This window comes from Nocardia sp. NPDC051052 (assembly GCF_044456045.1).
GTDB lineage: Bacteria > Actinomycetota > Actinomycetes > Mycobacteriales > Mycobacteriaceae > Nocardia.
On the sequence record NZ_JBITFL010000012.1, the window covers coordinates 22,831 to 40,777 of the forward strand.

Consider the following 17,947-nt stretch of genomic DNA (forward strand, 5'->3'; position numbering starts at 1 on the left):
AATCGGGGGGTGACCGACGCCGACACGTCCACCGCGGGCCAGCGCGCAGGCAGCAACCTGGGCTCCCAGTTCCTGCGCAGCCACCTGCCGATGGTCGTCGTGACACTGGTCATCGCGGTGGCGATCGTGTTCGTGGCCCAGGATCGGTGGCGCCGCGGCGCACTGTTCTTCGGCGGGGCAACCCTACTCGCGGCGGCGTTCCGCCTGTGCCTGCCGACCGCGCGGGTTGGCTTGCTCGCCGTGCGCAGCAAGCCCTTCGACGTCGGCGCGCTGACCCTGCTCGGGTCCGCCATCGTCTTCATCGCCGCCACCATCAACACCCTCGGCGTCGGCTAGTTCCCGGCAGGCGCGGGCAGTGTTGGTGCGCAAAGGGATACGGGGTACTGCTCGGTGAAGACCGCCTGTTCGCGAGGGCGCCGACCGGGGTGCGGCGGGGTGGCGTCGCTGTAACCGACGGCGACCAGGACCGCGATGGCCAGATCGTCGCGATCGCCGATACCGATGGCCTGCTTGACCAGGTCGGGGTCCCAGCCGTTCATCGGAGCCGAGGACAGGCCGAGGCTGGTGGCGGCGAGCATGACGTAGGTGGCCGCGATCATCGCGTTCTTGACCGCGTTCTCCCGGAGTAGCCCGCGTTCCCGCAACGACTGGAACTCGTTGCGCGAGTGGAACATCGCGGCGAACTCCGCGTTCCACGCCCCGTTGCGCCCGGCCAGTTCGGCGATGTCGGCATTGCTGTCCTGCCAGGCCGTCGGATCGGCGACGAAGACTAAAACGACCGGCGCCTCCAGCGGCTGCGGCTGGCCGAACGCGGCCTTCGACAGCGCCTGCCGCCCGGATTCGCTGGTGACCACGACGATCGAGCGATCCTGCATGTTCCATGCGCTCGGCGCCTGCACCGCCAGGTCCAGCAGTTCATCGATCAGCTCCGACGCTAGGGGCTCGGGCCGGAAGTGGCGAGTGGTGCGGCGGGCGCGGATCGCGGCGGGAACCGAAAGTGTCTGTGTTTCCATGATTCTTACTATCGGAGAGTGGCGCTCTAATAGGAAGAAGGCACTAAAAAGTGCGTTACACTCTCGAAGGTGCGCACGCTTATCGAGGGTTCCGGACTGCCCGCCGACATCTACTCGGCCAAATGTCCCACCCGTCAGGTGCTCGACCGGATCGCGGGCAAGTGGACGGTACTGATCGTCGACGCCCTGGCCGACGGCACCATGCGCTACACCGATCTGCACAAGCGCATCGAAGGCATCTCGCAGAAGATGCTGACGCAGACCCTGCGCGAGCTGGAGACCGACGGATTCCTCACGCGCACCGTGCATCCCACCGTTCCGCCGCGCGTCGAGTACACCCTCACCGATCTCGGCCACAGCCTGCGCACACCCATTGCGGCACTGCGCGATTGGATCGAATCCAACATCAACCTGATCGAGCAGGCGCGCCGCGCGGAGTGAGCCGCCACGGCGGATTCCGCTGCGGCGGAAACCAATTCGGTGAACCGCCCGCCGCACCCCTCGATGCGCCGGGCGAACCCGAAACTCAGGCCGGCTCGGCGACCAGCGCGGCGCGCCCGGATCGACTGCCGTACAACGCGCGTGCCTCCGTCGGGCTGATCGTCTCCAGCCGGGTCGGCGGCTGCGCGTTGATGTGCTCCTTCAGGATCTGCCCCGCCATCGGCGCGACGAACGGCGCCGCGACCAGCAGTCCGAACGAGTTGAACCGGGTGAACCCCCAGACGAGCGCCTTGGCGGGCAGCCGAACCGCGAGATCGACGATGCCCCACCGATCGAAACGCCCGAGCTTGCGCATCCACTTCGGCAGCGTGGCCACCGAGGCGAGCGAAAGCAGCCTGCTCCCAATGGCATACGAGATGCCCGCGCCATTGCGCGGTGAGGTCCACAGCAGATGGTGCATGCCCTCCTCCGCCTGTTCGGAAGTGCACAGCCGGGGGCGGACCCGCGCGTAGTACTCGCGTACCTCGGCGCGCGAGCGCGGCACGTCCTCGGGCTTGCAGGTCTGCAGTTCGGCCGCGATCGCGCATTCCTGCCAGAAGCGCGTCTCCTCTTCCGGCGTCAGTCCCGGCCCGAACATTTCGTACGCCTTGAGCACCGAGTGCCAGCCGGTGATGTGGATCCACAGCTGGGTGTCCGGGCTGTTCGCGCTGTAGCGGTTCCCGCTGATCGGTTCGATGCCGGTCATCGGCGCGTGGATCTGCATGAGGTGCTCGGCCGCCTGGATGGCGGTGCGCCCGTCGGCGATCGCGGCGATCAGGAAGTAGGAGAAGGTGCGATCGAGGCGCTTGCGCGGGTCGCTGTAGATGCCGCGCGAGTCGGCGACGGCCGCGGTGAGGAACGGATCGAAGTGCTCGAGCACGACGGCCCGCTGGAAGCCGATGACCGCGGTCGGCGCGGTCCAGACCTTCCAGCTGGGCGAATCGGGGCCGAAGAACCCGTAGTCGTCCCGGCGCAGGGTGGTCGGATCGAAGTGCATCACGTGCTCCTTTGCGATGATCGCCCCGGCACCGGGGGTGAATACAACGCAACCGTAGCAATTGCTGGCAATGAATACAACGGTTGCGTAGCATTTGTGTCGGACGGGATGCGGGATCGAGACCGGAATACTGTCAGGATGAACCGCATGGAGGTGCAGCGGCAGTGACGACATCGCGTACTGCGGCGGACAAGCCGCGCAGGCGCTACGCGCCACGGCTGCCGCCGGAGCAGCGACGAGCCCAGCTGCTCGACGCCGCCTTCACGGTGCTGAGCCGGGCGGAACTGCACGAACTGAGCATGGAGGCGGTCGCCCAGGAGGCAGGCGTCGGCAAGCCGGTGCTCTACACCGTCTTCAAAACTCGCGCCGAACTCGTTGCGGCACTGCTGGAACGGGAGCGCGAGCGCGGCCTCGAGCAGGTCGCCGAGACCATGCCGACCGACCTGATGGGCGCCGACCCGGTCGTCGCGGCCTCGGCCACCGTCGAGGCGTTCGTCGGTGTGGCACTGGAGAATCCGACCCGCTGGCGCCTGATCCTCGCCGGACCTGGCAACGCCCCCGACGAATATCGCGAGGCATTGCGCAAGTCCCGCGCGGGCATCTTCGACCAGGCCGAAGCGCTGGTGCGGATCGGCACCGCGCTCGAACCCCGTTGGGCCGGAGTGGATTCCGGTCTGCTCACCAACTCGCTGCTACAGGTCGCCGAGATGCTCGGCAGGCTGGCGGTCAGCGAGCCCGACGAATACCCGCGCGAACGCCTCCAGGGATTCGTCCACGCCATCGTCGGCCTGCTGGTCGGCGCCCCCGCCGCCGATTGATCGCGCGCGCGGCGGAAACCGCTGCGCTCGAAGTGGATTCAGTTGGCAGGCTGACGGCTCTGCTGCGCCAACCGCATCGTCTCGGTCAGCAACTTGGACACCGCCGCGGCCTCGGTGAGGAACCCGTCGTGTCCGTCGCGCGAGTGCACGACCTCGAGTCCGTCGCAGCCCGGCAATCCCTCGGCGAGTTCCTGCTGCGTGCGCAGCGGATACAGCCGATCGGAGTCGACGCCACCGACCACGCACGGCACCGGCGTCGCGGCCAGCGCCGCTCGGACGCCGCCGCGTCCGCGCCCGACGTCGTGCCGGTTCATCGCCTCGGTCAGCAGCACGTAGGTGCCGGGATCGAAACGCCCGCAGAGTTTGTCGGCCTGGTGGTCGAGGTAGCTCTGCACCGCGTACCGGCCGCCGCGCCACGGATCCTCGGCGCCCTGCGCGCTGTTCTCGAACCGGTGATCCAGCTCGTCCTCGGTGCGATAGGTCAGGTGCGCGATCCGCCGGGCGATGCCCATGCCGGCCATCGGGGCGCGATCGGTGTCGTGATAATCGCCGCCCTGCCAGTCCGGATCGGCCTTGATCGCCGCGATCTGGGTGGTCTGCGTGCCGATCTGGTCGGCGGTGGCGCGGGCGCCGACGGCCAGCACCAGCGCGGAGCCGACCCGGTCCGGCGCGCCGACCATCCACTCCAGCACCCGCATGCCGCCCATCGACCCGCCGACCACCGCGGCAAGCCGCTCGATGCCGAGCCGGTCCATCAGCGCCGCCTCGGCGGACACCTGGTCGCGGATGGAGATATCCGGAAACCGTGCGCCCCAAGGCTTTCCGTCGGGCGCCAGCGTCGAAGGGCCGGTGCTGCCCTGGCAGCCGCCGAGCACGTTCGTCGCGATCACACACCACTTGTCGGTGTCGAGCGGACAGCCCGGCCCGACCATCCCGTCCCACCAGCCGGGCAGCTGATGAATGTCGTCCGGGTGGCCGACCACGTGCGAGTCGCCGGTCAGCGCGTGCTCGACCAGCACCACGTTGTCCAGCGCGGGGGAGAGCTCGCCCCACCGCTGCACCGCGAGGTGCACCTGCGGGATGACCGCGCCGCTTTCCAGCTTCACGTCTCCGATGGCGATGATGCCGAGCCGCCCGTCCGGGGGTGGCAGGGCCACCCCGGACGAACGGGCGAAACTCGGTTCGGTACTCACCGTCACGTCGCCGCCGCCGCGAAACCGGCACGCAGGTCGCTCAGAATGTCCTCGATGCCCTCGATCCCCACCGCCAAACGGACCAGACCCGGCGTGACACCGGCGAGCAGTTGCTCGTCGGGCGTCAGCTGCGAATGTGTGGTCGACGCGGGATGAATCACGAGGGAGCGCACATCTCCGATGTTAGCCACATGGCTGTGCAGGACTAATCCGTCGACGAACTTCTTGCCCGCATCGACACCGCCGCGCAGTTCGAAGGCGACGATCGCGCCGGGACCCTTCGGTGCCAGCTGCTTGGCCCGCTCGTACCAGGGCGAAGTCGGCAGACCCGCGTAGATCACCTTCGTGACGTCGGGCTGGTTGGTCAGGAATTCGGCGACCGCCTTGGCGTTGGCGACATGCCGCTCGACCCGCAGGCTCAGCGTCTCGATGCCCTGGCTGATCAGGAACGCGTTGAACGGCGAGATCGCCGAGCCGAGGTCGCGCAGCAACTGCACGCGCGCCTTGAGCGCGAAGGCGGGCGCGCCGAGGTCGGCGAACACCGCGCCGTGATAGCTCGGGTCCGGGGTGGTGAAGCCGGGGAAGCGCGGCTGTCCCTGCGCGTCGGTCACCGTCCAGTCGAAGGTGCCGCCGTCGACGAGCACACCCGCCACCGCCGAACCGTGCCCGCCGAGGTACTTGGTCGCCGAGTGCACGACGATGTCGGCGCCGTGCGCCAGCGGCTGGATCAGGTACGGCGTGGCAACGGTGTTGTCCACGATCAGCGGCAGCCCGGCCTCGTGCGCGACGGCGGAGATACCGGGGATGTCGAAGACAGCGCTGCTGGGGTTGGCGATGGTCTCGCCGTAGAACGCCTTGGTGTTCGGCCGGATCGCGGCCCGCCACTGGTCCAGGTCGTCGGGGTCGTCGACGAAGGACACCTCGATGCCGAGCTTGGGCAGCGAGTAGTGGAAGAGGTTGTAGGTGCCGCCGTAGAGGTGCGGGCTGGACACGATGTGATCGCCCGAGGCCGCCAGGTTCAAGATCGCGAACGTCTCCGCGGCCTGTCCGGAGGCCAGCAGCAGTGCGGCGACACCACCTTCGAGCGCGGCGACGCGCTGCTCGACCACGTCCTGGGTGGGGTTCATGATCCGGGTGTAGATGTTGCCCGGCTCGGCGAGGCCGAACAGCGCCGCGGCGTGATCGGTATCGCGGAAGGCGTACGAGGTGGTCTGGTAGATGGGCAGGGCCCGGGCGCCGGTGGTGGCTTCCGGTGCCTGGCCCGCGTGCACCTGCTTGGTCTCGAAGGACCACTGCGCGGTGGGATCGATATCGGCCGCGGGCAGGGTGGAATTACTCATGAGCGTTGCTCCAAGGAAAAGGTTGTTCGCCAGAACTACAGGGGGTTATCGGGATTTAGGCGAAGGACAACAACACATTTCGGGAACCTCCTGAAAGCGCGCTTGCTCTCGACCTTCGAGAGCCCGGTCATCACCCGGAGCACCCCACCGCTGCTGGAGGGTTGCCGTCCAGCAAGCCGGGGCTTCGCGCTGGCACTCATGACCTGAGGGCATCATAACCGGCCGTCGAGCGGCGGCCGAATTCTGTCGTCGAACTCAGCCGGACGCGCTGGTCCGCGCGCCGCCGCAGACGCGGAAGAACTCTTTGAACGCCGCGGTGAAGGAGTTCCGGCCTGCCGCGGCGGCCTCGTGCAGATCGTCGTAGTCGAACATGCTCTCGCCGCATTCCATGGCCAGGTGACCGATGAGCTGCCAGGTGCCGAGAATCAGCCGCACCGGGAGCGCGCAGGGCGTGCTGTCGAGCCGCTCGGCGACCACCTCGGCGATGGCGATGTTCTTGTTATCGGCGTGTTCGATGCTGCGCGCGCTGACCGAGGGACTGCTGCGCACGATCCGCTGCATCTGCTGGAATTGCCGGAAGGAGACCGGCCCGCCGCCGGGTTCGCTGACGGCTCGGTCGACCACCTGCAGAAACGCCGTGCGCAGCGATTCCAGTTCGTTGTCGGTGACCGGGAGCTGGCGCAGCGCCGCCGCCACGGCCTGGCCGAAGTCCTGGATCGGACCGAGGACGATGTCCTCTTTGCTGTCGAAGTACCGGTTGATCGTGCGCGGCGATACGTCGGCCGCATTGGCGATCTGCTCGACCGTGGTCGCGTCGAAACCCTGTGCTTCGCACAAGTTCAGGCCGATCTCGATGATCCGCAACCTGGTCTGCTGCTTCTTGCGTTCGCGCAGGCCGGGGTTGGCGTTCGTCGCGGCGCTCGCAGTGGTCTGCGCTGCGGCACTCGCGCCCGTCGGCGTCGGTGACTCGAGCATGCTCCCACCTTATCGAAACCCAGTGTTTTCGTGTCATTAACCGCCAAATGTCGCATCACGACATTTTTCGCTTGACGCCAATTGGCGCCTGCTGACAGGATAGCCACCGAGTTCGAACGATGAGGAGATGACCGTGACCGACACTGCGCAAGCGGTAGAAATATCTGAAAAACGAGGCGGTTCGGCGCGCTGGTTCGCCCTCGGCGTTATCGCATTGGCCCAGCTCATGGTGGTGCTGGACGCCACCATCGTGACCATCTCGCTGCCGTTCGCCCAGCAGGATCTCGGCATCAGCGACGGCAACAAGCAGTGGATGCTGACCGCTTACACGCTGATCTTCGGCGGCCTGCTGCTGCTCGGCGGTCGGCTGGCCGACTACCTGGGCCGACGCCGGATGTTCATCATCGGCCTGGTCGGTTTCGCCGCCGCGTCGGCACTTGCCGGTCTCGCGCAGAACGGCGCGGAGATGTTCGCCGGGCGCGCACTGCAGGGCGCGTTCGCGGCGTTGCTCGCACCGGCGGCGTTGTCGCTGTTGTCGGTGACCTTCACCGAGGCGCGCGAGCGGGCCACCGCATTCGGCGTGTTCGCGGGTATCTCGGCCGGTGGTGCCGCGCTCGGACTGATCGCCGGTGGCGCGCTCACCGAGTACGCCTCGTGGCGCTGGTGCCTGCTGGTGAACACCCCGATCGCGTTGCTCGCCCTGCTCGGCGCGCTGGCGTGGGTGGTCAAGGACGTGCCGACGCCGCGTACCGGCGGCTACGACGTGCCAGGCGCGGTCACCGTGACGCTCGGCCTGATCTCGATCGTCTACGGGTTCAGCCGCGCCGCCGAGGACGGCTGGCTGTCCGGCAGCACCCTCGGCCTGCTCATCGCCGGTGCCGCGCTGCTGATCGCGTTCGTCGTCATCGAACGGCGCTCGGCCAATCCGCTACTGCCGCTGCACATTCCGGGCGAGATCAACCGTGGCGGCGCGTTCCTCGCCGCGCTGCTTGTGCCGATCGCCATGTTCGCGATGTTCCTGTTCCTCAGCTACTACTTCCAGATCACGCTGGGCTACTCGTCGCTGAAGGCCGGTTTCGCGTTCCTGCCCTTCCCGGCCGGCATCGCGATCTCCGCGGGTGTCACCAGTGCGCTGCTGCCGAAGCTCGGCCCGCGTCCGCTGATGGTGGCCGGTGCGGTGCTCGGGGTGCTCGGCCTGCTGTGGCTGGCGCAGCTCGGTTTCGGTGACAGCTACGCGTCCAGCGTGTTGCCCGCGCAGGTGCTGATCGCGCTCGGCATGGGTCCGCTGTTCGTCGGCATGCAGACCGTCGCGCTGCATCAGGTCGAGGAGGCGGATTCCGGCGTGGCCAGTGCGCTGCTGAACGCGGCGCAGCAGGTCGGTGGCGCGGTCGGCACGGCGCTGCTGACCACCATCTCGGTGCAGACCGCCAAGTCCTACGCGGAGAGTCACGCCACGATCGACAACCTGATCGCCCGCGCCTCGATCCACAGCTACGACGTGGCGTTCTACGTCGGCGCCGGGTTCTTCCTCGCCGCCGTTCCGGTGATCGCGTTCATGATCAGGGACCGGCCGGCGAACCTGATCGAGGGTGCCGAGGACGGGGCGCGCCCGGTCCACGTCGGCGTCTGAACTTCCCCGCAACACCCCTCGGTCCGCGTATCGCCAGCTCGGCGATGCGCGGACCGCGGTCGTTGGACGGGGTGACCTGCGAATTGCGGAATGACCTACCAGCCAGTAAGTTCGTGGGGTTTCTCACTCGGGGGGCTGCCCGCACACCACGATCATCGGCAGCAGTACGCTTGTCTTGTTTGCACCACACGTCTCGCGGACAACGCGGGGCATATACGTTGTCTGTTGGAACAGCTGGGGTCCGCTCACAAGCGTGTTCACCTGGCCGTGCAATGAGGGCACCATCCTAGGAGGACACGAAGATCCATGTCCAAAATCAAGGTTGAAGGTACCGTCGTCGAACTCGACGGCGACGAGATGACCCGGATCATCTGGCAGTTCATCAAGGACAAGCTGATCCACCCGTATCTCGATGTGAATCTCGAGTACTACGACCTGGGCATCGAATACCGGGATAAGACGGACGACCAGGTCACCATCGACGCGGCCGAGGCGATCAAGCGCCACGGCGTCGGCGTCAAGTGCGCCACCATCACCCCTGATGAGGCGCGCGTCGAGGAATTCGGCCTGAAGAAGATGTGGCGGTCGCCCAACGGCACCATCCGCAACATCCTCGGTGGCACCATTTTCCGTGCGCCGATCATCATCTCCAACGTTCCGCGCCTGGTGCCCGGCTGGACCAAGCCGATCATCATCGGCCGTCACGCCTTCGGCGACCAGTACCGCGCCACCGACTTCAAGGTGTATCAGGCCGGCTCGGTCACCATCACCTTCACGCCGGAGGACGGCAGCGAGCCGATCCAGCACGAGGTCGTGCAGATGCCGGAAGACGGCGGCGTCGTCATGGGCATGTACAACTTCAAGGCTTCGATCATCGATTTCGCGCGGGCCTCGTTCAACTACGGCCTGCAGCAGAACTACCCGGTGTATCTCTCGACGAAGAACACCATCCTCAAGGCCTACGACGGCATGTTCAAGGACACCTTCCAGGAGGTGTTCGATGCCGAATTCAAGACCCAGTTCGACGCGGCGGGCCTGACCTACGAGCACCGCCTGATCGACGACATGGTCGCCTCCTCCATGAAGTGGGAGGGCGGTTACGTCTGGGCCTGTAAGAACTACGACGGTGACGTGCAGTCCGACACCGTGGCCCAGGGCTTCGGTTCGCTCGGCCTGATGACGTCGGTGCTGCTGACCCCGGACGGCAAGACCTGTGAGGCGGAGGCCGCGCACGGCACCGTCACCCGGCACTACCGCCAGCATCAGCAGGGCAAGCCGACCTCCACCAACCCGATCGCGTCGATTTTCGCCTGGACGCGCGGGCTCGAGCACCGCGGCAAGCTCGACAACACCCCCGAGGTGATCGGCTTCGCGCAGACCCTCGAGGATGTCGTCATCAAGACCGTCGAAGGCGGTCAGATGACCAAGGACCTCGCGTCGCTGGTCGGTGGCGACCAGGGTTACCTGAGCACCGAGGAATTCCTCGGCGCGCTCGACGCAAACCTGGCCCGCGCACTGCGCTGAACAGGGAATAACCCGGCGCTGGAAGCGAATCCGGCGCCGGGAGGATGACCTTACGGGCACCCGCACCACACGGTGGTACGGGTGCCCGGACTGTTTTTCCGGCGCGGCCGAGCGCCGTCGAGCAGTCGAATAGCTCGACGCCAGAAGCGAATCCGAGGCAGGGATGACGCTGGCCACATCCGGTCGTCCGGTCGTCCGGGTCGCTTCGGGTACGCGGTTGTTTCCGAATGGAATTTGCCAGGTGGCGGGCCGCGACGTGTCCCTATTGCGCGTTTTTACATTCTGACCTGCACGTTTTCTTGATTGTTAGCGTGTCTCAACTCACGTTTACCGGGGAAGCGAAACCGCCTGTTGAGGCGTTTCATGGATACGTGACCACACCACTCGCCGCCCAGGCCCCCGCACGCCCCGAGCCTGCGCGGACGACTTGGCATATGCCTGCCATGCTCGCGCTGGCGCTCGGTGGATTCGGTATCGGCACAACAGAATTCGTCACCATGGGTTTGCTGCCGGATATCGCGCGCGCCATGGGTGTTTCCGAGCCGACCGCGGGGCACGCGGTCTCGGCGTACGCGCTCGGCGTGGTGATCGGCGCGCCGGTGATCGCCGCCCTGTGCGCGCGGGTCTCCCGCAAGAAGCTGCTCATCGCGCTGATGGCGGCGTTCACGCTGGGCAACGTCGCGACCGTGCTCGCGCCGACCTTCCAAACCCTGGTGCTCGCCCGGTTCGTCTCCGGCCTGCCGCACGGCGCGTATTTCGGCGTCGCCTCGCTGGCCGCCGCCACGCTTGCCCCGGTGGGTCAGCGAGCGAAGGCGGTTGCCGCGGTTATGCTCGGGTTGAGCGCCGCCAATGTTGTCGGCGTTCCCGCAGCCACCTGGCTCGGCCAGCATCTCGGCTGGCGCGACGCCTACGTGGTGGTCGCGGTGATCGGGCTGGCGACGGTAGCCGCACTGATCCGCTTCGTGCCGGAGCTCACCGGCATCACCATGACCAACCCGATGACCGAACTCGGCGCACTGCGCCGTCCCCAGGTGTTGCTCACCCTGCTGGTCGGCGCGATCGGCTTCGGCGGCATGTTCGCCGTCTACACCTACATCACCACCACACTCACCAGCGTCGCCGGTATGTCGGCCGGGCTGGTGCCGATCGTGCTGATGCTGTTCGGCGTCGGCATGGTGGTCGGCAATATTGTCGGTGGCGTGCTCGCCGACCGAGGCGTCGATCGGGCGATCTACGCCTCGATGATCGGCATGGCCGTCATCCTCGCGATATTCGTTGCGGCGGCCCACAATCCGTACACCGCCGCGATCGGCGCGTTCCTGGTCGGCGCGACCGGCGCGTCGCTGGCACCCGGACTACAGACCCGGCTGATGGACGTGGCGCACGAGGCGCAGACCCTGGCCGCCGCGCTGAACCACGCCGCGCTGAACATCGCCAACGCCGCGGGTGCGTGGCTCGGCGGTGCCGTGATCGCGGCCGGGCTCGGTTACACCGCGCCCGCCATGGTCGGCGCCGGGCTCGCCGTGGTCGGCGTGGCGCTGTTCGCGATCACCGTCTTCGCCGCCCGCCGCGACGCTCGCCTGGTCGCGGCCGCGGCGCTGGTCGCCTGACGTCGTGCCGCATCTGAACATACAGAGCTGTATGTAAGTGTAGAATCGCCGGATGGCCAGGATCGAAGTCGCGAAACCGCAGCGCCGCACCCAGGAGCAACGCAGCACCGAGATGCGCACCCGGCTGCTCGACGCGACCATCGACTGTCTGGTCGAGTTCGGCTACGCGGGCACCACGACGCCGCGGGTCGCCGAACGCGCAGGCGTCACCCGCGGCGCCCAGGTGCATCACTTCGGTTCCAAGACCGACCTGGTCGTCGCCGCCATCAGCCACTTGGCTCAACTGCGCGCCGAGACCGCGATGCGGGAGATGGCCAAGGTCGAGCGCGGCGACGATCCCGTCGCCGCCGCGCTGGAATTCCTGTGGGAGCTGCACCAGGGCCCGCTGTTCATCGCGACCGTCGAGCTGTGGGTCGCCGGCCGCACCGATCCGGTGCTGGCCGCCGCGATGGAAAAGGTCGAGCCGTTCGTCAACAACGCCGTCCTGATGGCCGTCGCCCGCTTCGTCCCCGACGAAATCCGCCGCAAAGAGGCCCGCGACTTCGTCTACACCGCCATGGACGCGCTACGCGGCATCCTCATCTCCAACTTCGTCGACCCGGACAACGAACGCGCCCAACGCCGTTGGCGCCGCGCCACCGCCCACCTCCGCAACATCGCCGAAGCCGCACTCGCCGACGTACGCGCGGCCGACTGACCGCTCGGGGTCAACGCTGTTGCGGGAGGAGGTGGTGGCCCGCCTTGTCGGTGGAGAGGGCGAGGGAGCTGATGTACTGGATCTCGCCTTCGGGGCCGGGGATCGCCGAGGCGATCATGTCGGGGCGTTCGAATTCCAGGCCGGTGATGTGGCAGGTCAGGGTTTCGCCGGACGGGTTGCCGTGCTCATCGAACATCGGCAGGTCGATGCCGTCGTCGGTGCGGCGCAGGTAGTACTTGCCCTTGGTGGCGACCGCGGTGAGCGGGGTGGCGACGAACGCGACCACCAGCGCGACGATGGGGGAGTACGGCTTCAGCAGCTCACCGAAGACGCCGAAGAACGTCATGATCGACAGCACCGCGGAGAGACCGAACCCGACCAGGCCGACGGGGTTGAAGTCGTAGAGCATGCCGCGACGGAACTCCGGCTGCTTCGGCGAGATCTTCAGCAGGTACTTGTTGACCGCGATATCCGTTGCGACGGTGACGATCCAGGCGATGCCGCAGTTGGCGTAGAAGCCGAGGATGTTGTTGAGGAAGTCGAACATGTTGGCTTCCATCAGGATCAGCGCGATCACCAGGTTCACGGCGAGGAAGATCAGCCGGCCCGGGTAGGACTTGGTGACCCGGGTGTAGGAGTTGGTCCAGGCCAGCGACCCCGAGTAGGCGTTCGTGACATTGATTTTGATCTGACTGATCACCACGAGCACCACGGCCAGCGTCATCGCCAGCCAGCCCGGCACCATGTCGCGGTAGATCTCCAGGAACTGGTGCACCGGCTGATTCGCGATGCCCTGCGCGGCAGGCAGATTCGCGATCAGATACACCGCGAGGAACAGGCCGACCACCTGCTTGAGCGCACCGAAGACCACCCAGCCCGGTCCGGCCAGCAGCATCCAGCCCCACCACTTGCGCGCGTTCTCCGGCGTGCGCGGCGGCATGAAGCGAAGGTAGTCGATCTGCTCGGCGATCTGCGCGATCAACGAAAGGCACACGCCCGCGGCCAGCAGCGTGCCGGAAACGCTTACCCCAGAACCGTTCTCGCCGCCGTAGGCGAAGAACGACGACACCGAATCCGGATGCCGCACCAGCAGGAACCCGAACGGCAGCACCATCAGCAACAGCCACAGCGGCGTCGTCCAGACCTGCAGTTTGGCCAGCGTGTTCATGCCGTAGATGACCAACGGGAAGATCAGTAGCGTCGAGGCCAGATACCCGAGCCACAGCGGTACGCCCAGGCCGAGTTCCAGCCCCTGGGCCATGATCGAGCCCTCCAGCGCGAAAAAGATGAAGGTGAACGAGGCGAACACGACATTGGTCAGCACCGAGCCGTAATAGCCGAATCCGCTACCGCGGGTGATCAAGTCGAGATCGAGGTTGTAGCGCGCCGCGTAATAGGCGAGCGGAAACCCGGTCACCATGATGACGATCGCGAAGAAGCCGATACCTAGCAGCGCGTTTCCGGTGCCGTGCGCGATGCCGATATTCGCGCCGATGGCGAAGTCGGCCAGGTAGGCGATGCCGCCGAGGGCAGAGATCCCGACCACGGCCGGGCTCCATTTTCGATAACTCCGTGGTGCGAACCGGAGGGTGTAGTCCTCGAGTGTTTCCTTCGCTGCGGCGATCCCGTCAGAATTCGACGACCGGGTCTCGAGCTCGACCACGTTTACTCCTCATGCCCACACTGTTGAATGCAACCATCCGACGGTCGTACACGGTTGTGGTCGGGGAATTTCCGAACGATTACGCGGCTGTTACGGCATTCGCGGTGGTGAGGCAGATCACAACAAGGATTTCGCGCTGTGGTCGGGCCCGAGGAATCGCTGTGTACCAGCACGGACTGGCAATACATACACCTCCACCGGTATGTCGAAGGTCAAGTGCTACCACCTGGCTATTTGAAACCCGCAACCTGCGGTAACGATGACAACCTTGCGTACTTACATACATCTCTGTATGTTTGTTTCCAGCTGGATCCGGACGGATCGGCCCAACGCTGCCCGCCTGCGGGCAGTACCCGGCGGAGCGCGCCGGGACAGGCACAACCTGAGGAGTTCGATGGCGAACATGGCCCACCCGTCACCCGACCGCCGCCCATCGACTCGCTTCGCGAGCAGGGTCTATGTGGTCGGCGTCGGCATGACGAAGTTCGAGAAGCCGGGCCGCCGCAAGAACGAAGACGGCACCGATTGGGACTACCCCGATATGGCTCGCGAGTCCGGAACCAAGGCGCTCGCCGACGCGGGCATCGCCTACGACCTGGTCGAGCAGGCCTACGTCGGTTATGTCTACGGCGAATCCACCTCCGGCCAGCGCGCGGTCTACGAGCTCGGCATGACCGGCATCCCGGTGGTCAACGTCAACAACAACTGTTCCACCGGCTCGACCGCGCTTTACCTTGCGGCACAGTCGATTCGGGGCGGGCTTGTGGACTGCGCGCTGGCGCTCGGCTTCGAGAAGATGCAGCCCGGCTCGCTCGGCTCCACCTGGGACGACCGCGAGCAGCCGATGGCCAGGCACATCATGGCGCTCGCCGAGATCTCCGAGGTGCTGTTTCCGGTGGCGCCGTGGATGTTCGGCGCGGCCGGCCGCGAGCACATGAAGCAGTACGGCACCACCGCCGAACACTTCGCCAAGATCGGTTACAAGAACCACAAGCACTCGGTGAACAACCCGTATTCGCAGTTCCAGGACGAGTATTCGATGGATGACATCCTCGGCTCGCGGATGATCTACGACCCGCTCACCAAGCTGCAGTGCTCGCCGACCTCCGACGGTTCCGGCGCGGTGATCCTGGCCAGCGAGGCGTTCGTGGACAAGCACAACCTGGCCGCGCAGGCGGTGGAGATCGTCGGACAGGCGATGACCACCGACTTCACCTCGACCTTCGACGAGACCGCCAAGAACCTGGTCGGCTACGACATGACCGTGCAAGCCGCGCGCCAGGTGTACCGGCAGTCCGGCCTCGGCCCGGAGGACTTCCAGGCCATCGAGCTGCACGACTGCTTCTCGGCGAACGAACTGCTGACCTATGAGGCGCTCGGCCTGTGTGGCGAGGGCGAAGCCGGAAAGCTGATCGACGACAACCTGACCACCTACGGCGGCAAGTGGGTGGTGAACCCATCCGGCGGCCTGATCTCCAAAGGGCACCCGCTCGGCGCAACCGGTTTGGCGCAGTGCTCCGAGCTCACCTGGCAGCTGCGCGGCACCGCCGACAAGCGCCAGGTCGACAACGTCACCGCCTGCCTGCAGCACAACATCGGCCTCGGCGGTGCCGCGGTCGTGACCGCCTACCAGCGCGCAGAACGCTGAGCTCGCGAAGCGTCATCCACTTCAGCGCTGATTCGCTGCACTCGCACAACGAAATTCGACGAGGAGTTATCGCAATGGGACACATCGAAGCAACCAAGGACGTCAACGCCACCCCGGTGGCGCTCTGGACGGTCGTCTCCGACCCGAACACCTGGGAGAAGTGGTTCACCATCCACGAGCGCTTCATGGAGGAGCCGCCCGCCGTGCTGACCGAGGGCGCCAAGCTGGTCGCCAAGATCGTCATGCTCGGCATGGCGAACAAGCTGGAGTGGACCGTGGTCTCGGTCCAGCAGCCGACCAAGCTCACCCTCGGCGGCACCGGCATGGCCGGCGTGAAGACCGAATTCACCTTCGACATCCAGCCCAAGGGTGACGGCGGCAGTACCATCGTGGTCTCCGGTGACTTCGAGGGCGCGCTGATCAAGGGTGCGCTCGGCAAGGCGGTCGAGAAGGACGGCCTCAAGCAGCTGGACAAGTCTCTCGAGCAGCTCGACGCCCTGGCATCGGCATGACCTCGGAAACCACTACGGCCCGGCTCGTCGAATTCGACGACGCCGGTCTCGAAACCTGGTGTGAAGACGAACGTTTCGAGGTAATCGGCGAGCGCATCGGTGAATATGCCGCAGCCACCAACGATCCGATCGAGGCACATCTCGCGGGCAAGGTCGCCTCGCCGGTCTTCGCGATCGTCCCCGTCTTCGAGGCGATGATGATGCCGGTGATCGAGGTCGCGCCGTTGGACATCTTCGGCCGGGTCGTGCACGGCGAGCAGGACTTCCACTTCCACCGCGCCATCCAGCCGGGCGACCAGCTGGTCTCGCGCGCCAAGGCGACTGGTTACACCAGCCGGTCCAACGGCACGGCCATCACCATCCTCGTCGAATGTCGCACCGAGGCAGGGGAATTGGTCAACGAGCAGTACCTGACCGCCTTCTTCCGCAATATCGACGCGGGTAAGACGGTTGGTGCCACGGCGCCTGCGCACAAGTTCGACGAGAACCTGCGGGCGCAGCCGCCGGTGGCCGTTGTCCCGCAACATGTGGACGACGACCAAACCTTCCGGTACTCACCGGCTTCCGGCGATCCCGTGCCGCTACACCTGGACGAGCAGGTGGCCAAGGACGCCGGGCTGCCCGGCATCATCGCGCACGGGCTGTGCACCATGGCGTTCGCGTCGTGGGCGGTGCTGACCGAGGTCGGTGCGTCGGATGTCAACCGGCTCAAGCGTTTCGCGGTGCGCTTCGCCAAGATGGTTTTCCCTGGCGACGATCTGGAGACCCGTATCTGGAAGGTCGGTTCCGCCGACGGCATCACCACCTATGCCTTCGAGACCGTGCGCGGTGACGATGTCGTCCTGAGCGACGGACTCGCCGAGATCGCGGAGTGACCGCTCGCCGGGACGGTTCCGCCGTCCCGGCGAAGGTCGTTGTCCAGTCGCAACTTTCAGCACAGACTTCAGGAAGAGGAGACATCGATGGGTGCACTCGAAGGTCGAGTAGCCATCATCACCGGCGCCGGTCGCGGCATCGGTCGCGAGCACGCGCTGCTGTTCGCCCGTGAGGGCGCGGCCGTGGTCGTCAACGACCTCGGCGGTAGCAATGCGGGCGAGGGCACCGACACCACGCCCGCGCAAGAGGTCGCGAACGAGATCATCGCCGCCGGTGGCACCGCGGTCGCCAACACCGCGAACATCGCCACCTGGGACGGCGCGAAAAACGTGGTCGACCAGGCGATTTCCGAGCTCGGCGGCCTCGACATCGTGGTGAACAACGCAGGTATCCTGCGCGACGCGTTCATCGCGGGCCTGGACGAGGCGCAGTGGGACGCGGTGATCGCCGTGCACCTCAAGGGTCACGCCGCCGTACTGCACCACGCCGCCGCCTTCTGGAAAGACCAGAGCAAGGCGGGCAACCAGCCGAACGCCGCGGTGATCAACACCGCGTCCGCCTCCGGCACCACGGTGCCGAACGCGGGCCAGGCCAATTACGGCGCGGCCAAGGCGGGGATTGCCGCGCTCACCCTGGTCGCGGCCGACGAATTGGCCCGCTACGGCGTGCGCGTCAACGCCATCGCGCCGATCGCGCGCACCCGGCTCACCCTGGCCACACCAGGCATGGGCGCCATGATGGCGGCCGAGGCAGACGAGGTCGAAGACGGCGAATTCGACGCCTTCAGTCCCGCCAACATCTCGCCGCTGGTCGCCTACCTCGCCTCGGACAAGTGCCCGATCACCGGCAAGGTGTTCGCGGTGCAGGGCGGTGCCATCTCCGAGCTGGCCGGTTGGCACGATGTGAAGACGATCGAGACCGAGGGACCGTGGCTGATCGACGACATCTCCGCTCGGCTGCCCTGAGCTCGC

Annotated in this window: 17 protein-coding genes and 1 riboswitch; of the genes, 11 read left to right on the plus strand and 6 right to left on the minus strand. The window is 66.5% G+C overall.

Annotated features, from left to right (window positions below; all coding sequences use genetic code 11):
* Positions 1 to 90 precede the first annotated feature (90 nt).
* Positions 91 to 336 carry a DUF3017 domain-containing protein gene (locus ACIBCN_RS33790; RefSeq protein WP_223885296.1) on the plus strand — a complete coding sequence of 82 codons (246 nt, stop codon included), beginning with the start codon at positions 91 to 93 and terminating at the stop codon, positions 334 to 336.
* Here ACIBCN_RS33790 and ACIBCN_RS33795 read toward each other — a convergent pair.
* Entirely contained in the window at positions 333 to 1,013 is a 681-nt protein-coding gene (locus tag ACIBCN_RS33795) for a nitroreductase family protein (RefSeq protein WP_396995761.1), read from the minus strand. The genes ACIBCN_RS33790 and ACIBCN_RS33795 overlap by 4 nt on opposite strands.
* A 69-nt stretch (positions 1,014 to 1,082) precedes the next feature.
* On the opposite strand from ACIBCN_RS33795, the gene ACIBCN_RS33800 reads away from it, so the two are divergent.
* Positions 1,083 to 1,454: a winged helix-turn-helix transcriptional regulator gene (locus ACIBCN_RS33800; protein WP_396995762.1), complete on the plus strand. Its 372-nt coding sequence runs from the start codon at positions 1,083 to 1,085 to the stop codon at positions 1,452 to 1,454.
* Positions 1,455 to 1,539: 85 nt separating this feature from the next.
* On the opposite strand, the gene ACIBCN_RS33805 is transcribed toward ACIBCN_RS33800, so the two are convergent.
* Positions 1,540 to 2,490, minus strand: a complete 951-nt coding sequence (locus ACIBCN_RS33805; protein WP_396995763.1) for an oxygenase MpaB family protein — start codon at positions 2,488 to 2,490, stop codon at positions 1,540 to 1,542.
* A 164-nt stretch (positions 2,491 to 2,654) separates the two neighbouring features.
* On the opposite strand from ACIBCN_RS33805, the gene ACIBCN_RS33810 reads away from it, so the two are divergent.
* Positions 2,655 to 3,308: a TetR/AcrR family transcriptional regulator gene (locus ACIBCN_RS33810; protein ID WP_396995764.1), complete on the plus strand. Its 654-nt coding sequence runs from the start codon at positions 2,655 to 2,657 to the stop codon at positions 3,306 to 3,308.
* 38 nt (positions 3,309 to 3,346) lie between these two features.
* Here the strand turns inward: ACIBCN_RS33810 and ACIBCN_RS33815 are convergent, their stop codons facing one another.
* The 3 genes from ACIBCN_RS33815 to ACIBCN_RS33825 all read right to left on the minus strand — a co-directional run bounded on the left by ACIBCN_RS33815 (position 3,347) and on the right by ACIBCN_RS33825 (position 6,816).
* Positions 3,347 to 4,507 carry a homoserine O-acetyltransferase gene (locus ACIBCN_RS33815; protein WP_396995765.1) on the minus strand — a complete coding sequence of 387 codons (1,161 nt, stop codon included), beginning with the start codon at positions 4,505 to 4,507 and terminating at the stop codon, positions 3,347 to 3,349.
* Complete coding sequence (locus tag ACIBCN_RS33820; protein WP_396995766.1) at positions 4,504 to 5,841, minus strand: bifunctional o-acetylhomoserine/o-acetylserine sulfhydrylase; 1,338 nt, start codon at positions 5,839 to 5,841, stop codon at positions 4,504 to 4,506. The genes ACIBCN_RS33815 and ACIBCN_RS33820 overlap by 4 nt, the downstream gene beginning before the upstream one ends.
* Positions 5,842 to 5,934: 93 nt before the next feature.
* Positions 5,935 to 6,045: riboswitch (SAM riboswitch) on the minus strand.
* 51 nt (positions 6,046 to 6,096) lie between these two features.
* Positions 6,097 to 6,816, minus strand: coding sequence for a TetR/AcrR family transcriptional regulator (locus tag ACIBCN_RS33825; protein WP_396995767.1), 720 nt, complete (start codon positions 6,814 to 6,816; stop codon positions 6,097 to 6,099).
* Positions 6,817 to 6,943: 127 nt separating this feature from the next.
* On the opposite strand from ACIBCN_RS33825, the gene ACIBCN_RS33830 reads away from it, so the two are divergent.
* The 4 genes from ACIBCN_RS33830 (at position 6,944) to ACIBCN_RS33845 (ending at position 12,277) form a co-directional block, all read left to right on the plus strand.
* The gene (locus ACIBCN_RS33830; protein WP_396995768.1) at positions 6,944 to 8,446 is read left to right on the plus strand and encodes an MFS transporter; all 1,503 of its coding nucleotides are present in this window, start codon (positions 6,944 to 6,946) and stop codon (positions 8,444 to 8,446) included.
* Positions 8,447 to 8,752: 306 nt separating this feature from the next.
* Positions 8,753 to 9,970, plus strand: a complete 1,218-nt coding sequence (locus ACIBCN_RS33835) for an NADP-dependent isocitrate dehydrogenase (protein ID WP_396995769.1) — start codon at positions 8,753 to 8,755, stop codon at positions 9,968 to 9,970.
* A 443-nt stretch (positions 9,971 to 10,413) separates the two neighbouring features.
* Positions 10,414 to 11,580, plus strand: coding sequence for an MFS transporter (locus tag ACIBCN_RS33840; protein WP_396995978.1), 1,167 nt, complete (start codon positions 10,414 to 10,416; stop codon positions 11,578 to 11,580).
* A 52-nt stretch (positions 11,581 to 11,632) separates the two neighbouring features.
* The gene (locus ACIBCN_RS33845; protein WP_396995770.1) at positions 11,633 to 12,277 is read left to right on the plus strand and encodes a TetR/AcrR family transcriptional regulator; all 645 of its coding nucleotides are present in this window, start codon (positions 11,633 to 11,635) and stop codon (positions 12,275 to 12,277) included.
* A 10-nt stretch (positions 12,278 to 12,287) separates the two neighbouring features.
* On the opposite strand, the gene ACIBCN_RS33850 is transcribed toward ACIBCN_RS33845, so the two are convergent.
* Positions 12,288 to 13,940 carry a purine-cytosine permease family protein gene (locus ACIBCN_RS33850; RefSeq protein WP_396995771.1) on the minus strand — a complete coding sequence of 551 codons (1,653 nt, stop codon included), beginning with the start codon at positions 13,938 to 13,940 and terminating at the stop codon, positions 12,288 to 12,290.
* A gap of 403 nt (positions 13,941 to 14,343) precedes the next feature.
* On the opposite strand from ACIBCN_RS33850, the gene ACIBCN_RS33855 reads away from it, so the two are divergent.
* The 4 genes from ACIBCN_RS33855 to ACIBCN_RS33870 all read left to right on the plus strand — a co-directional run bounded on the left by ACIBCN_RS33855 (position 14,344) and on the right by ACIBCN_RS33870 (position 17,941).
* On the plus strand, positions 14,344 to 15,588 hold the full coding sequence (locus tag ACIBCN_RS33855) for a lipid-transfer protein (RefSeq protein ID WP_396995979.1): 1,245 nt from the start codon (positions 14,344 to 14,346) through the stop codon (positions 15,586 to 15,588).
* Between the two features lie 74 nt (positions 15,589 to 15,662).
* On the plus strand, positions 15,663 to 16,100 hold the full coding sequence (locus ACIBCN_RS33860; protein WP_396995772.1) for an SRPBCC family protein: 438 nt from the start codon (positions 15,663 to 15,665) through the stop codon (positions 16,098 to 16,100).
* A complete protein-coding gene (locus ACIBCN_RS33865) occupies positions 16,097 to 16,975 on the plus strand; it encodes a MaoC/PaaZ C-terminal domain-containing protein (protein ID WP_396995773.1) in 879 nt (292 codons plus the stop codon). The genes ACIBCN_RS33860 and ACIBCN_RS33865 overlap by 4 nt, the downstream gene beginning before the upstream one ends.
* 87 nt (positions 16,976 to 17,062) lie before the next feature.
* Positions 17,063 to 17,941 carry an SDR family oxidoreductase gene (locus ACIBCN_RS33870; RefSeq protein ID WP_375902922.1) on the plus strand — a complete coding sequence of 293 codons (879 nt, stop codon included), beginning with the start codon at positions 17,063 to 17,065 and terminating at the stop codon, positions 17,939 to 17,941.
* Positions 17,942 to 17,947: the final 6 nt, after the last annotated feature.

Excerpts from the sequence above, each read along its gene's own strand:
- ACIBCN_RS33790 (WP_223885296.1), top strand. The coding sequence starts at position 91 with ATGGTCGTCGTGACACTGGTCATCGCGGTGGCGATCGTGTTCGTGGCC.
- ACIBCN_RS33795 (WP_396995761.1), bottom strand. The coding sequence starts at position 1,013 with ATGGAAACACAGACACTTTCGGTTCCCGCCGCGATCCGCGCCCGCCGC.
- ACIBCN_RS33805 (WP_396995763.1), bottom strand. The coding sequence starts at position 2,490 with ATGCACTTCGATCCGACCACCCTGCGCCGGGACGACTACGGGTTCTTC.
- ACIBCN_RS33820 (WP_396995766.1), bottom strand. The coding sequence starts at position 5,841 with ATGAGTAATTCCACCCTGCCCGCGGCCGATATCGATCCCACCGCGCAG.
- ACIBCN_RS33825 (WP_396995767.1), bottom strand. The coding sequence starts at position 6,816 with ATGCTCGAGTCACCGACGCCGACGGGCGCGAGTGCCGCAGCGCAGACC.
- ACIBCN_RS33830 (WP_396995768.1), top strand. The coding sequence starts at position 6,944 with ATGACCGTGACCGACACTGCGCAAGCGGTAGAAATATCTGAAAAACGA.
- ACIBCN_RS33835 (WP_396995769.1), top strand. The coding sequence starts at position 8,753 with ATGTCCAAAATCAAGGTTGAAGGTACCGTCGTCGAACTCGACGGCGAC.
- ACIBCN_RS33840 (WP_396995978.1), top strand. The coding sequence starts at position 10,414 with ATGCTCGCGCTGGCGCTCGGTGGATTCGGTATCGGCACAACAGAATTC.
- ACIBCN_RS33845 (WP_396995770.1), top strand. The coding sequence starts at position 11,633 with ATGGCCAGGATCGAAGTCGCGAAACCGCAGCGCCGCACCCAGGAGCAA.
- ACIBCN_RS33855 (WP_396995979.1), top strand. The coding sequence starts at position 14,344 with ATGGCCCACCCGTCACCCGACCGCCGCCCATCGACTCGCTTCGCGAGC.
- ACIBCN_RS33860 (WP_396995772.1), top strand. The coding sequence starts at position 15,663 with ATGGGACACATCGAAGCAACCAAGGACGTCAACGCCACCCCGGTGGCG.
- ACIBCN_RS33865 (WP_396995773.1), top strand. The coding sequence starts at position 16,097 with ATGACCTCGGAAACCACTACGGCCCGGCTCGTCGAATTCGACGACGCC.
- ACIBCN_RS33870 (WP_375902922.1), top strand. The coding sequence starts at position 17,063 with ATGGGTGCACTCGAAGGTCGAGTAGCCATCATCACCGGCGCCGGTCGC.